The sequence below is a fragment of the Virgibacillus necropolis genome (assembly GCF_044793635.1).
Lineage (GTDB): Bacteria > Bacillota > Bacilli > Bacillales > Amphibacillaceae > Virgibacillus_F > Virgibacillus_F necropolis_A.
On the sequence record NZ_CP084992.1, the window covers coordinates 480,794 to 494,630 of the forward strand.

Here is a 13,837-nt window from a genome sequence, read left to right on the forward strand (position 1 = left end):
GTATTAACATGTTTAAAAGTCAAAAAGGATTCACTCTGATCGAGATGTTAATTGTTTTAATGATCATATCTGTATTGATCATATTGATAATACCAAATATAAGCAAAAAAAGTGAGGAAGTATACGATAAAGGATGCAAAGCATTAATCTCTGTTGTACAGACTCAGGCTGAGGCTTACTATCTTGATAATGGTTCACACCCTGCTACAACGGAAACTTTAGTTACAGCAGGCTATATAACAGAAGAACAAAAAACATGTAAAAATGGTGATGCGATCCCTTTGAAAACTAGTAGTAGTTGAGGTGAAACATCATGAAAATTAAAAATGGTTTTACATTGATTGAGGTGATTTTTGTTTTGGGTGTACTTTCAATTTTATTATTACTTAGTACACCCATAAAGGTTTCCATTTTGGATAATCAAAAAGAAAAACAATTCCTAACCACATTTGAAAACGACATTTTGTATATGCAGAGTTTATCATATCTATCGGAAGAATATTTTGGGTTGAAGATTAAGTCTGATAGCTATACCCTCGTATAAGGGAGGCATGAAAAAGAGGTTTTTCTCAGTAGAAGCATTCCAGCTAATTGGACATTTGATTTGAGAACTTTGAAAGAATCAATTTCCTTTAACCGTTATGGTACCATCAGACAGCCGGGTACAATTTTTTTAACTACCACCAATTCATCCTATAGAATCGTTTTTCCTTTAGGTAAAGGTAGGTGTTATATTGAAAAAATTTAACGGGTTTTCTTTAATTGAAGTATTAGTCGCTTTTGGAATTGTAACAATGCTAGTTGTCACTGTTTTCCCAATTTCAATCCAAATTAAAAAGGAACAACAAAAATTATCCGACCGAATAACTATTGCAACACAGCTTTATGATGAACTGCAATTAACCATTTGGAGTAATTCTGATTTACCTAAAACCTATAACAAGCAATTTGAATCTAAACCACTTACTTTTCATTTCAAAACTATAAATAATCTAACGCAAGGATGTGTAGAATGGACTAATGTTAAAAATGAGAAAGAAAAGACATGTTTGTTCGGATATCCTGGTTAAACAAAAGGGATTCACCTTATTATCAACACTTCTGACAATTGCCATCCTTTTCATTACCGTACCCTTCCTTGAATATATAACGAAATCATTAAGCTATACCACCAATTATACAGATTTATCGGCAAATCAACTTTTTCACTTTATGCGTGATGATTTAATTCGTTCGACAGATTATACCATTGGTAATCAAGTTGTTTCTTTAAAGGCTATTGACGGTACAACGGTAACGTACGAAAAATACGAAGACATCATTAGGCGTCAAGTAGATAGTACTGGTCATGAAGTTGTTATAAGAAATGTCAAAAGCCTTTCTTTTGAAGAAATATCCTATGGTATAAAAACCATAATAATTACAATGGATGGAGCAGTTTATGAGAAAAAATTCACCATTTATAACTGAGGAAAAAGGATTTATTCTTCCATTGGTACTACTGATAGCAGCGCTTTTGTTTCTTTTTGTAAGTACGAATGTTTCTATTTATCATAATGAATTAAGCATTACGAAGAACGAACTGTCACAATTAAAAATAGACTCACTGTTTCAAATGGGGAGATCAAAATTCAAAAATGAAATCTCATCACTAAAACAGGACAGCGGTACAGTTCAATACACGTTTCCTGATGGTTATGTAAAAATTGATTATACACGTAATCAAGAAGTTTATGAATTAATATTCTCCATCTCTACCCATGATGATAAAATCCTTGTGATTGCTCATCATATTACAATGGAAACTGAAATGAATAATGGAACCGATTCGGGTCAAACTAATTGATAGTATAGTGATTAACTTATAATTGTTTCATAAGATTTATTTACAATATATAAATTGTCGTATATAATAATTATGATAAGGTTATCAAAGGAGGGGAAGGCATGGATCGGATGTTTCGTGTGCTTGCCTTTTGGACAGGTATTTTCACAGTAATGTTTGTTATTGGAGATATGAACAAAACGGCATTATTATTCCTAGTTCAGACGGCATTTTTCCTTACAGTAAGTTACTTAAAATTATCTGAGCGCATGTATATGTACTTATTCGGAGCTTATTGTACTGTATTTATGATTGGTTTTACTTGGTATTCAAATTTCATACTAGTACCTGGATTCGGGCACTAAGAAAAAAACCCTGCTTACATACTTAATTATGCAGGGTTTTTTTAATTATTTAGGAAACTAATTTTGTAATTATGGATACTAATAGGTTACGCTTTTTTGTTCTCTCTACTCTTTAATAAATGGATTAACTTGTTTCTCATTACCTATTGTTGTTTCTGGCCCATGTCCTGGGTAAACAGTCATATGATTGTCTAATGTATACAATTTAGTACGTATACTTTCCATCAACTGCTCCATATTCCCCCCTGGTAAATCCGTTCGGCCAACACCTTGATTAAAAAGGACATCTCCCCCAATAATGATTCCAGATTCCTTAAACACAAAACAAACACTACCTGGAGAGTGTCCTGGAGTATGTAAAACTTCAAATGCAAAAGATTTTATTTGCATTCGCCCCTCCGTCAATTCATGCTCCGCACTATTTATCGAAATCGGTTCAGGAGTAAATAAAATAGAACCATTCAATTTTGGATCCTCTAACCAATCCTTTTCATTTCCATGTAAATAGACATCGATATTATATGTTCTCCTTAGATGGTCAACTGCACCGATATGATCAAAATGTGCATGTGTTAATAGTATCGCTATTGGCGTATAGGATTTATTGTTTAAGTAATCAATTATTACATCTGCATCTCCGCCCGGATCAATTATTATTGCATCTGAACCATTGTAAATTAGATAGCAATTTGTACCTAGTGGACCAAGTGACATACTTTTTATCTCCATTTGAACTATCCTTTCCCTACTTGTTTTGGCTAATATTACTATAAGACATCAAATACTCTCGACAAATACATTAATTTACTATAAAATAAATAAGAGTTAATGATTAGTTACATAATAATATAAACGCAATTCCAATAGCAATTATAAAACGCACGGAATTATGAAGGAGGATACAATAATATGGTATTAGGGATCTTATTATTTATTGTTACATTACTTAGTGTCGTTTCCACTGTAAAACAAATGAAAGCTAAAAACTTATTTGGTCTTGGATTCTCAGCGGTATCTGTTTTGGCATTTGGATTTTTCTCCGTCATGACAATCATTCATGAAATTACTGCATAACTAAGTGAAGCTAACTTTCGAAGTTAGCTTTTTTTATATCACAAAGCGTAAGTGCTGTTTTTGCAGGAGGATCACTAGGCTCCAACAAAGAGATTTGACTTAAAATCTCAGGCGGGCTAGGGCGCTTGCGCTAGACAGATAAACGCCAAAGTTTTCTTTCTTAACTGCCAAAAAAGAGCTGACTCAAATTGAATCAGCTCTTTTCATATTTTATTTTTTCTCATCAAAGTTTATAAACCGGAAAAGATCCCCGTAGATGATGTCATCTGAATATCCAAGTTCCTTTTCGACCTTATTTTGAATATCTGTACAAGGATTCTCTTTGTTAGAAGTAGAATTTAGTTCTTCTTCATTTTGATTTACTGGCTCCCCAGTTTCTCGGTTATAACAAATTCCACTTGTAGAAACATATTTCTCACTAATATAATCTCCATTTCTAAAAGCAACATATCCTTTTCGATCATCAATAAATAATCGATTTCCAAATTGAATATCGTTTTTAGCCTTAACTCCTAACAAGCTTAATAGTGTTGGCTTTACATCAATTTGCCCTGCTACCTTCGACATAACTTTACCATTTCCATTACCTGGAATATGAATGAAGAATGGCACACGTTGTAATTGAACGTGGTCATAAGGTGTAATTTCCTCTTTACCTAAATATTGACTCATTGCTTTATTATGATTTTCACTTATTCCATAATGGTCACCCATGATCACAATTATTGAATTCTCATACAGACCAGCATCTTTAAGTTGTTGGAAAAATTGTTCGATAGCTTCATCTGTATAACGAACCGTTGGAAAATAATTATTAAGTGTACGTGAATTTGAATTATACGGTTCAATTGATCTTTCTTCCTTACTTAATTCAAATGGAAAGTGATTTGTCAGTGTAATAAACTTTGTATAAAACGGTTGTTCAATTGTTTGTAAATACTTAATTGATTGCTCAAAGAATGGTTTATCCTTAAGTCCCCAACCAATAGAATTTTCTTTCGTTACTTCATATGCTTCTTCACCATAGAAATGGTCATATCCTATACTATCGTACATTTGGTCACGATTCCAAAAGCTCTTGTTATTCGCATGAAACACAGAAGTATAATATCCTTCTTGATTAACCAATTCTGGTAATGCATTGTATTCATTTTGACCGTGGGTGAAAAATACTGCACCACGTGGTAATGGATACAAGGAGTTTTCCATTACAAACTCAGAATCAGAAGTTTTCCCTTGCTTTGTTTGATGATAAAAGTTATTGAAGTAATAGGTATCCTCATCTTCAGTTAGGCTGTTTAAAAATGGAGTGATCTCTTCCCCATTTACTTTGTTGTTAATAACAAAGTTTTGGACAGATTCAGCTGAAATAACGATTAGATTCCTATCCTTCGCAACACCAATCATCTCTGACTTTTCTTCACTTTTAATTTCTGTATTTATATATTCTTTTATTTTAGGTATTTCATTACCATCCGCAAAAACACGTTGGGTTTTCACTTTTGAATGGACAGCTAAATCATAGATATGATAGTTAAACAGTCCAATATTCTTCACTAAATATTCACGATCAAATGCGCGTGTGAATAATTGTGGACGCTCCATTTCCGCTAGAAAAAAGTTCCCTGCCAATAACATTAATGACATGGCTAATGCGAAAACCTTGCCACTTTTTGGATAACTTACCGTCATCACATCCGATTGCTTTTTACTCAAATACCAAATGATAACTACATCTAGTAATAACAATAGATCAAAAGGTCTTACTAACGTTAAAACACTGCCCCCTAAATCCCCCATGTTACTTGCTTGGAATAATTGCGGGATTGTAATGAAGTCAGTAAACGAACGATAAAAGACAACATTAAAATAAATTATGATTGTCCCAATTAACGCTGTATAGCGCAAATATTTCATTTGACGCTTTTCTTTTTTAAACCACACACTTATCGCAAATACTAAAAATGCAGATACAAATGGATTGATAATTAAGATAAGCTCTTGCATGGAATTATCTAATTCAATACTAAAGAAAAACCGGTAGACAATATATGTCTTCAATCCAAATAACAGTGTCGCAATTATATATAATGGAATTTTGGCTCGTTTAAAATTCATTTTTTAAGTCCTCCTAAAAAAAACACATTCAGATTACATCAACCTTATTATGTTTTTTAATACCCCATTCTAAAATTTACAAACCATATAATTTTTACCCTACACTATATGACGGATTACTTACATTAAAAGTTTCATTAAAATTTACAATATCTTAATATATATTTACTAAATTTATATTTTAGTAGCATGATAGTAAAATCACTACATAATAACTATTTATTATTAACTAGATTGTCTTTTACTAAATACGCTGCACCATAAATACCCGCATCATTTCCTAATTGTGCTGTATCTATATCACAAACCTCTGTTAGTCTTTCTAGGGCGTAAATGGAAAAGGAGTGCTTAATAGCGTCTAATAATGGCTTTCCTGCTTTGGAAACTCCACCACCAATCACAATTTTAGACGGATTTACAATTGTTGCAATATTAGACAGAACTAATCCAAGGACGTCCCCTGTTTGACTAATGATTTGCTGACAATCCTGATCACCTGCACTCGCTAAATCAAACACATCTTTAGCAGTAATTCTTCCGTGCTCCGCAATATGTTGCCCCAGGTTACTTTGTGGATTGACATCAATTATCTCCTGCGCTTGTTTTACAATACCTGTTGCAGACGCTACTGTTTCTAAACAACCATTCTTCCCACAATTACATGGGTAACCATCTGGAACAACTGTTATATGGCCAATTTCACCTGCCGTACCATTCACACCACTAAGGAGTTGACCGTTGGCGATTATACCGCCACCAACACCGGTACCTAATGTAATTGCAACAAAATTACTGGCCTGATTACCAGATCCCATCCAATTTTCACCGAGAGCGGCTAAGTTTGCATCATTTCCAACAAAGACTGGTAATTGTAATATTTCCTTTAGTTCACTGCCAAGCTTTACAACTTTCCACCCAATATTGACACCTTCCTCAACAATACCCGAGTCGCCGACAATAAAGCCCGGAGCTCCTACCCCTATACCAATAATTGCTTCTTTTTTTAGGATTAAATCTTTTATTTTCCCAGTTATGGAATGCGCAATATCAGGTATGATTTGATTACCATTGTCATTTTTATTCGTCGGTATCTCATACTTGTCTAGAATCTTACCTTCTATTGAAAAAAATCCAACTTTTATTGTTGTACCACCAATATCTACACCAATTAAAATATTTCCCATTATTGATTAGCACCCTTTTCGTCACGTGTTTTTCTTGCATCTTGTTTAAGAACTAAAATTGCCATTTTATATTCTTGCGCATTAATGAACCCATTCTTGTATAATTCTTTGACTTCGTCTTCCATTAATTCGAGATCAGCTATTCGATCACCTACATAAATAAAGGTACCAAATTTCTTTAACAACTGTCGTACATCATAAACTGTTTTCATAACTATCACCAAACATTATATATTCATTTAATTGCTTCTTAATAACCTTTGTAAATTATACCACGAAACAAAAATACCTCAAGACCCAGACACATCACTTGTCTGGATCCTGAGGGTCTAAAAATGTCGGTCTTCGGTTTTTTAATGGAATTGGCGCACGTAGAACAATATCGCGAAATGCACGATAGGAAAATGGTATAAACGGCCAGAGATAAGCAATGTCATATGACTTTGTACGTATAAGATGTAAAAGCCAAACCGTAATTCCAATCACATATCCAGCTAAGCCAAAAGCAGCTGTAACTACTAATAAAAAGATACGCACTAACCGATTAGCCAAACTAAGTTCATAACTCGGTGTAGCATATGTTCCTATAGCGGCTATTGCCAGATATAAAACAACTTCATTTGAAAATACCCCTACTTCAACAGCAACTTGCCCCATTAGAACAGCTGCAACAAGACCAAGTGCGGTTGCAAGTGAAGAAGGAGTATGAATGGCGGCCATCCGAAGCATATCAATTCCTATTTCTGCTATTAAAAACTGCATGAATAATGGAATAGTACCCGATTCAGCTGGACCAATAAAATCCAGGGCTGCAGGCAACAGACTTTGGTCTGTCGAAAATAAATAATAAAGAGGTAAGATAAACATCGATGCTATGACTGCGATAAAGCGAACTATTCGCAGATATGCCCCTACTAACGGCTTTTGACGATATTCCTCTGCATGTTGCAGATGATGCCAGTAAGTTGCAGGTGTTATCATCACACTTGGTGAACCGTCTATAATAACTAATATATGTCCTTCAAATAAATGTGCAGCAGCAGTATCTGGACGTTCCGTGTATCGAACTGTTGGATATGGGTTCCAATGCCGGCCACTTATAAATTCCTCAATCGTTTTTTCTGCCATAGGTAATCCGTCGGTATCAATCATTTCAAGTGACTTCTTTAATTTTTTCACGCGCTCCGAGTCGGCTATTTCACTAATATAACATAAAGCAACGTCAGTTTTTGACCTTCTACCGATTTGTAGATATTCCATTCGTAGAGATTTATCACGAACCCTCCGGCGCGTTAAAGCAGTATTAAATACAATTGTTTCTACATACCCATCACGTGACCCTCGTACAACACGTTCTAAATCAGGTTCTGCCGGTGCTCTCACAGGATATGTACGAGCATCGATCATAATAATTTCGTCTATTCCTTCTACAACCAATGCAGTAGGTCCGCCTAGTACTAAATCGATCGTTTTATTTAAATCTTTATTATGACCAATCTCTATATATGGAATATATGTTTTTATTAATTTTTTTAAGGGATCTGGTTCTAAATCTTCTGGTTCAAGTTTTGCAAATAATTTCATTACATAATGTAATATTTTATCTTTTGCGAAGCCATCAATTAAGAATAGCGACATTTTTCGTCCAGCATATTCTAAATTCAAGTGAATGACATCAAAACTTTCATCGACTCCCAATTGTTCATGCAAATAATCTACGTTTTCCTGATATGTCGAAAATAAAGGTTGTTTTTTAGTTTCCATTCTAGTCACCCTGCACTTCTGTAAGAATTCATGAGCTTATTGTGTTCTTATATAGCTTTCCTATGCATATTTACTTGAACCACCTCATAAATCTTATAAGACAAACTTATTGGAAAAGCGAAGGCGACTGATCAGAAGCAGACGCATAAGAAAGGAACCTAAGAATGTTTACGCATTCTAAGTGTTCATTGCTTATGACGGCAGCTTCTAGGAGCCGCAGCTAGACAAGAAAAGCGGAGGCGACTGGTCAGAAGCTAATCAAATACTCAACAACACTTAAATTTATTTAAAAAGGATGACGTTATGAAAAAATATTTGGCACTTGCCATTTTCTTTATCTTAAGCATCTCTTTTGTTTTTTTATATCAGGTGAAAATCAATTCCATTCCAAGCATTAGTTTTTTTCCTTTAGATGAGGAGACAAGTTTTACAGAGGCGCAAACTAATCTGGAAATGAAGCAAACTAATCAAAAAGAGCATACAATTGCATGGAACTCATTATCCAAGAGTGAAAAAAGCATATATTTGCGACAGGATGTTTCGTTACTTTTTAATAACGGGAAACTACGTGGTGCACTTAGTGAGTGGCATGAAAATGAAGATACCATTGACTTAAGTGAGAGTATTCCTATTCAAGGGACAAGTTATTTCCAAACCATCTCGTATCATCACGGTGAAATTCATTATCCAAATGGATCCATTAAAAGTATTCAACAAATGACATATGACGAGTTATATGTCATTGAAAATGATTCTTCAGGTATCCATTCTTTTCAAAAACCGAAAACAAAAAGTGATGTAAAATGGGAGAAAAAATTAAGAGGTAAAACATCACAGACACTGTTATATCATTGGAACAAACTATTAAACCACTATCAGATAAATGAAGATGATTACCTAATTGTTCCCCTGACCGAATTAAACCGATTTAACACAAACCCTTTGCCTTCATTATCCCAGGCAAAAACTAATCAGGTAATCGGACTTTTATGGGAAGGCTTATATAAAAATTATATAGTTCCTATTACGTATGAAAAAAAACAAGTAACAAATTATGTACCCCTTATATTATTTGGTAACGACAATAAACATCTACTAGTTTTATTTGAAGTTAACGGAAAAAAGGAACGCCTTATACAACAATACCCTTAAAAAAGGAACATCCTATAACGAATGAGTCGCTATAGGATGTTCCTTTTAATTTACATTTTCTCCAGTTATTTGTTCATATAATCTTATATATGACTCATCATCTGGTTTTAATTCGTACGCCTTTTTAACGGTTTGAACTGCTTTCTTTTGTTCGCCTTGATTTGCATACAACATCGCTAAATTATAGTATGCTTCAGGCATTTCGCTATTCATTTCAACAATTTTTTCAAGATCATCTACTGCTAATGATGTTTTGCCCAATTCTATATATGCATATGATCGTTGAAACAATAATGCAGAAGCTAAATCATCAGGATCTTCCAATCCCTTTGTAGCACTCTTAACAACCGCCTCATATTTATCCTTTTCCAGTAATTCTTCTATTTTGGTTAACTGGTACATCGCAATATCGGAGTTATTTTGTATTCCGAATACAACTAACCCACCTACAATAGCTAAATAGCAAATAAAGGCAATCAGCTGATATCCGATTTTCTTTTTCTTTGGTAAAAAAACAATCACCGAAGCAATAAACCCGGTTATTAGCCCACCAATATGTGCACTATTATCAATTTGTGGCATTGAAAATCCAAAAATTAAATTAAAACCAATTAATACTATGATTCCTCTCCCCATTGTTTGGAAGAACAATTTTTTGTTCATTAAACCAAACAATAATAATGCTCCAAATAACCCAAACAATGCACCAGATGCGCCTGCTGATACATTGGAGGTAAACGCAAAACTAGCCAGCCCTCCCCCGATTCCGGCCAACATATAAATAAATAAAAATCGAACAGATCCATATATGCGTTCAACTGTAGTACCTAAATAGTATAAAGCCAGCATATTCATTAATAAGTGCAACAAACCTATGTGTAAAAACATGGAGGAGATAATTCTCCACCATTCCCCATCTACTATGGCGGGATTATATTTGGCTCCATAGTTAATAAGTGTCTCTGTATAGGTACTGTCTCCGTTAAGCTCAAGGTAAATATAGATGAGAATATTTATTCCAAGTAAAATATAAGTTAGGAAGGGTTTTCCATATGAAAATACTGTTTTAATTTCTTTTCTTTTTGTATGAAGTTTATTTGTCATTTTATTTATTAAATAGTTTAGTTCGGTTGATTTTTCTTCTTCTGAGATATCATTAGTCGGTAATTCTAACGAAACATTCAGATCCTGGTTTAATCGTTCCTTTTCCACGTATTTATCTTCTTCATCCAAGTAGTAAACCTTCATCTTAATCGGCTTACGTTCCTTCAGCTGCATTGGTTTCTTCAAGGATTCCCATTCTCCAACGGGGGCTTGTTTAGAAACGTATATATTTTTCACTTCAATATGTTTTCCGATTAACATTCGCCTTATCGATTTTGTTCGTTGAAAAGCTAATGCGATATCTTTTTTCAAATCATTCATCCAATAAAATTCTTTATGTACAAGTCGAATGACATACGAGGTTTTGTTTACATGTTTCTCTAACCAAATCTCTTCTCTTTGTTCATCCATATCTAATATCTCAAAATTTTCTTCGTCGATTAGCTGTTCGGCTAATTTATACATGATATGTTGTTCATTTACGTACATTTATTTTCCTCCCTAATGACCATCATATCAAAACTCTATCTTATTTTCTTGTTAGAAATATCTTTTTCATAAAAACAAGGTAGTTGCAATAAAGACAACTACCTTGAATAACATTCAACTTATTCAGCTCCAGCGCCCCTTCCTCTAACCGGGCGCTTGCACTTTTTTATCCATTTGATGTTTTTGTAAACATGTTTGATAAAATTTTATTTTTTATGTCTGGCATATTCATGGTTATCATTACCCCTAGCTTTCGTAACACACTTACAGCCAAGATCATATTCAATAATTTATAGCGCCATTTATAGATAGCTAACATCGCTGAAAGCACAACACTAAATATTAATATAATTCTCATATGAACACCCTATTTCTGTTTTATAGTGGTCTTAGTTTTTTCAGGAGTTCATGTATTTATTCATTAAGAACCAATATATCGGTCATACCAAGACCGTGCAATCACGATGTCTTCCGTTCCCTGAACAAGAACACGTCCGTCAGAAAATAGGACAAGCGTAATTCCTTGTTCAAATTCAGCTTTCAGCAAAAAAGGTGTTTGCTTTACTGAAGAAACAGGTAACAGCTTATCATTCCATTTAGTTAAGTTTAATGATGTCTTTTGATGAATTTGCACACTGTTTCTTCCACAAAGTACAGTTTCAATGTCTTCCATCCCTCTCTTAAGCGCAGGGTATTCCTTCTTTTGACATGTAGGGCAATCTGTTTTAGGTTTAGACAATTTGATATCATACTGATGATTAAACCATATATCAAAGGTACGAAGTGTATTTCGTAGAGCATTCTCATTACCCGTTAAATATTTAAACGTTTCCGTTACTTGTAATGATGAAACCATATCTACCGCAGGAGCAATGACGCCAACAGAATCACATGTCTGTCCATCATTTGATGACCCAGGAATTAAGCAACGCAAACACGGCGTTTTTTCTGGTAAGAAAAAAGCATTCATTCCTCTCGAACTTACCACACCACCATATGAAAAAGGAATCTGATGCTTAAAGCAACCATCATTCAGTATATATCTAGTTGAAAGATTATCCGTCCCATCAAGAACAACGTCAATCCCATTCATTAATTCCTCAACATTATCGGCAGTTACGTTCCCGACAATTGCTTCTATTTCTACTGTTCCATTTATCTTTTCTAATTTATTTTTAGCTGCAATCGCTTTTGGCGATGCTTTTTTCACATCTTCTTCATCAAATAACATTTGCCGTTGTAAATTAGATAGTTCCACATAATCTCTGTCGATTATTCGGATTTTCCCTATACCAGCACGAACTAAATGGTTACAAATAACGGTACCTAGTGCTCCCACTCCCACAACGAGTACACTACTGTTCTGTAATTTATCTTGTCCTGCTTGTTGGATAGGATGAAATAATAATTGTCTGGAATAGCGATTAGAATCCATAGTTTTCCTCCTACTAATATATTCCATTTTCAGTAACAATGTATTTAACTGGAAGATCAAATTTTTCCTTTGGTAATTCCTGGACTATTTGGTTATTACTTACTAGTGAAATAGTTGAATTAGGAAAGTCTGTTAAAAAACGGTCATAATAGCCACCACCAAACCCAACCCTGTATCCATTACTGTCAAATAGCAAACCTGGAACAATTAATAAATCTATCCGATCCTTATCTGTAGCTTGTGAGATATCAGGGTTTGGTTCTTTTAAATTATAATAGACAACTTCTAATTGATCATATGAATCTAATTGATAAAAGATAAGTTCTTTATTAACTGGATTGCATTTTGGGACCGATACCTGTTTATGTTCTTTCCACGCTGCATCGATAATAGCCTTCGTATTCCACTCAAATCCCTGAGAAATAGTAATCCCAATAGAAGATGCCTTTTTCCATATGTCTGAATGGATTAATTGGTAGGTAATTTTTTCCTCAATAGATTGTTTTTCATTATCAGATAATGATTTAAGATATGTAATTGCTTTATTTCGTAATTGAGGTTTGTCCATAAATATCCCCTTTTCTTTTGTCATAACTATAAATAAAACCCTTATCTATTCATGATAAGGGTTTATTTTCATACAAAATTATTTAGTTTCACGGTGAAGTGTATGTTTTTTAAGACGTGGACAATATTTCTTAAGCTCTATACGTTCAGGATTAGTACGCTTGTTTTTTGTAGTAATATAGTTACGTTCACCAGATTCAGTACAAGCTAATGTTATGTTTACTCTCATGGTTTTCCCTCCAAACTGTAAAAACTTGCTTTTTGTAGATTACAATTTTCTCTCATGTCAGACCTAATTATAATATCAGATATATAACAATCTATCAAGAAACATTTAAAATAAATTTTAGTTTTATCTTTTCTATTTCTATGTTATAAATAATAATGTATATGAAATGGAGGTACATAAATGATTTATGCAATTTCGACAATTTTAATAGTAGCGGTAATCTTATTTATCCTATCATTCTTAATGAATGATAAATTTAAGGACTTAGAAGATCAATTAGAACAGCATTCTATGTCAACCATGCAAGATACGTATCAAATGAAAAAGAAAATTAAAATTCTTGAAGAAGAGTTGCTTACGAATGATCTATCTAATGATTTATTTCAGAATGAAAGTGAATCCTCTGAAGCAGATCGAAAAATACTTCAATTACATGAAAAAGGCTATTCTGTTCAAGAAATTACGGAATTAACTAAATTAAGTACATATGACGTACAACTAATTCTACGTCAAAATTAAGCTAATGGTAAG

19 protein-coding genes are annotated in these 13,837 nt (G+C 33.6%); 9 read left to right on the plus strand and 10 right to left on the minus strand.

The window, feature by feature from the left end:
- Positions 1–8: 8 nt before the first annotated feature.
- From comGC to LG329_RS02475, 6 genes are all read left to right on the plus strand, one after another.
- Positions 9–302: a competence type IV pilus major pilin ComGC gene (gene comGC / locus LG329_RS02450; protein ID WP_404453001.1), complete on the plus strand. Its 294-nt coding sequence runs from the start codon at positions 9–11 to the stop codon at positions 300–302.
- An 11-nt stretch (positions 303–313) separates the two neighbouring features.
- Positions 314–544: a prepilin-type N-terminal cleavage/methylation domain-containing protein gene (locus LG329_RS02455; RefSeq protein ID WP_404453002.1), complete on the plus strand. Its 231-nt coding sequence runs from the start codon at positions 314–316 to the stop codon at positions 542–544.
- A 190-nt stretch (positions 545–734) separates the two neighbouring features.
- On the plus strand, positions 735–1,070 hold the full coding sequence (locus LG329_RS02460; protein WP_404453003.1) for a prepilin-type N-terminal cleavage/methylation domain-containing protein: 336 nt from the start codon (positions 735–737) through the stop codon (positions 1,068–1,070).
- The gene (locus LG329_RS02465) at positions 1,030–1,470 is read left to right on the plus strand and encodes a competence type IV pilus minor pilin ComGF (protein WP_404453004.1); all 441 of its coding nucleotides are present in this window, start codon (positions 1,030–1,032) and stop codon (positions 1,468–1,470) included. The genes LG329_RS02460 and LG329_RS02465 overlap by 41 nt, the downstream gene beginning before the upstream one ends.
- A complete protein-coding gene (locus LG329_RS02470; protein ID WP_404453005.1) occupies positions 1,442–1,846 on the plus strand; it encodes a hypothetical protein in 405 nt (134 codons plus the stop codon). Before LG329_RS02465 ends, LG329_RS02470 begins: the two co-directional genes overlap by 29 nt.
- Before the next feature lie 101 nt (positions 1,847–1,947).
- Positions 1,948–2,190 carry a DUF2626 domain-containing protein gene (locus LG329_RS02475; RefSeq protein ID WP_404453006.1) on the plus strand — a complete coding sequence of 81 codons (243 nt, stop codon included), beginning with the start codon at positions 1,948–1,950 and terminating at the stop codon, positions 2,188–2,190.
- Between the two features lie 105 nt (positions 2,191–2,295).
- Here the strand turns inward: LG329_RS02475 and LG329_RS02480 are convergent, their stop codons facing one another.
- Positions 2,296–2,919 (minus strand): MBL fold metallo-hydrolase, encoded by a 624-nt coding sequence (locus tag LG329_RS02480; protein WP_404453007.1) that lies wholly within the window; start codon positions 2,917–2,919, stop codon positions 2,296–2,298.
- A 180-nt stretch (positions 2,920–3,099) separates the two neighbouring features.
- On the opposite strand from LG329_RS02480, the gene LG329_RS02485 reads away from it, so the two are divergent.
- Positions 3,100–3,264: a DUF2759 family protein gene (locus LG329_RS02485; protein WP_404453008.1), complete on the plus strand. Its 165-nt coding sequence runs from the start codon at positions 3,100–3,102 to the stop codon at positions 3,262–3,264.
- A 210-nt stretch (positions 3,265–3,474) separates the two neighbouring features.
- Here LG329_RS02485 and LG329_RS02490 read toward each other — a convergent pair whose 3' ends face one another.
- The 4 genes from LG329_RS02490 to LG329_RS02505 all read right to left on the minus strand — a co-directional run bounded on the left by LG329_RS02490 (position 3,475) and on the right by LG329_RS02505 (position 8,330).
- The gene (locus LG329_RS02490) at positions 3,475–5,382 is read right to left on the minus strand and encodes an LTA synthase family protein (protein ID WP_404453009.1); all 1,908 of its coding nucleotides are present in this window, start codon (positions 5,380–5,382) and stop codon (positions 3,475–3,477) included.
- A 215-nt stretch (positions 5,383–5,597) separates the two neighbouring features.
- On the minus strand, positions 5,598–6,566 hold the full coding sequence (locus LG329_RS02495; protein ID WP_404453010.1) for an ROK family glucokinase: 969 nt from the start codon (positions 6,564–6,566) through the stop codon (positions 5,598–5,600).
- On the minus strand, positions 6,566–6,778 hold the full coding sequence (locus LG329_RS02500) for a YqgQ family protein (protein ID WP_404453011.1): 213 nt from the start codon (positions 6,776–6,778) through the stop codon (positions 6,566–6,568). Before LG329_RS02500 ends, LG329_RS02495 begins: the two co-directional genes overlap by 1 nt.
- A gap of 94 nt (positions 6,779–6,872) precedes the next feature.
- The gene (locus LG329_RS02505) at positions 6,873–8,330 is read right to left on the minus strand and encodes a spore germination protein (protein WP_404453012.1); all 1,458 of its coding nucleotides are present in this window, start codon (positions 8,328–8,330) and stop codon (positions 6,873–6,875) included.
- Positions 8,331–8,633: 303 nt separating this feature from the next.
- Here LG329_RS02505 and LG329_RS02510 point away from each other — a divergent pair, with 303 nt between their 5' ends.
- On the plus strand, positions 8,634–9,482 hold the full coding sequence (locus LG329_RS02510) for a hypothetical protein (RefSeq protein ID WP_404453013.1): 849 nt from the start codon (positions 8,634–8,636) through the stop codon (positions 9,480–9,482).
- A gap of 45 nt (positions 9,483–9,527) precedes the next feature.
- Here the strand turns inward: LG329_RS02510 and LG329_RS02515 are convergent, their stop codons facing one another.
- The 5 genes from LG329_RS02515 to rpmG form a co-directional block, all read right to left on the minus strand.
- A complete protein-coding gene (locus LG329_RS02515; protein ID WP_404453014.1) occupies positions 9,528–11,075 on the minus strand; it encodes a rhomboid family intramembrane serine protease in 1,548 nt (515 codons plus the stop codon).
- A gap of 166 nt (positions 11,076–11,241) precedes the next feature.
- Positions 11,242–11,433 (minus strand): hypothetical protein, encoded by a 192-nt coding sequence (locus LG329_RS02520; RefSeq protein ID WP_404453015.1) that lies wholly within the window; start codon positions 11,431–11,433, stop codon positions 11,242–11,244.
- 63 nt (positions 11,434–11,496) lie between these two features.
- On the minus strand, positions 11,497–12,510 hold the full coding sequence (locus LG329_RS02525) for a ThiF family adenylyltransferase (protein ID WP_404453016.1): 1,014 nt from the start codon (positions 12,508–12,510) through the stop codon (positions 11,497–11,499).
- Between the two features lie 13 nt (positions 12,511–12,523).
- Positions 12,524–13,078, minus strand: a complete 555-nt coding sequence (locus LG329_RS02530) for a 5-formyltetrahydrofolate cyclo-ligase (protein ID WP_404453017.1) — start codon at positions 13,076–13,078, stop codon at positions 12,524–12,526.
- A 78-nt stretch (positions 13,079–13,156) separates the two neighbouring features.
- Positions 13,157–13,306: a 50S ribosomal protein L33 gene (gene rpmG / locus LG329_RS02535; RefSeq protein ID WP_404453018.1), complete on the minus strand. Its 150-nt coding sequence runs from the start codon at positions 13,304–13,306 to the stop codon at positions 13,157–13,159.
- A gap of 180 nt (positions 13,307–13,486) precedes the next feature.
- Here rpmG and LG329_RS02540 point away from each other — a divergent pair, with 180 nt between their 5' ends.
- Positions 13,487–13,825, plus strand: coding sequence for a hypothetical protein (locus tag LG329_RS02540; protein ID WP_404453019.1), 339 nt, complete (start codon positions 13,487–13,489; stop codon positions 13,823–13,825).
- Positions 13,826–13,837: the final 12 nt, after the last annotated feature.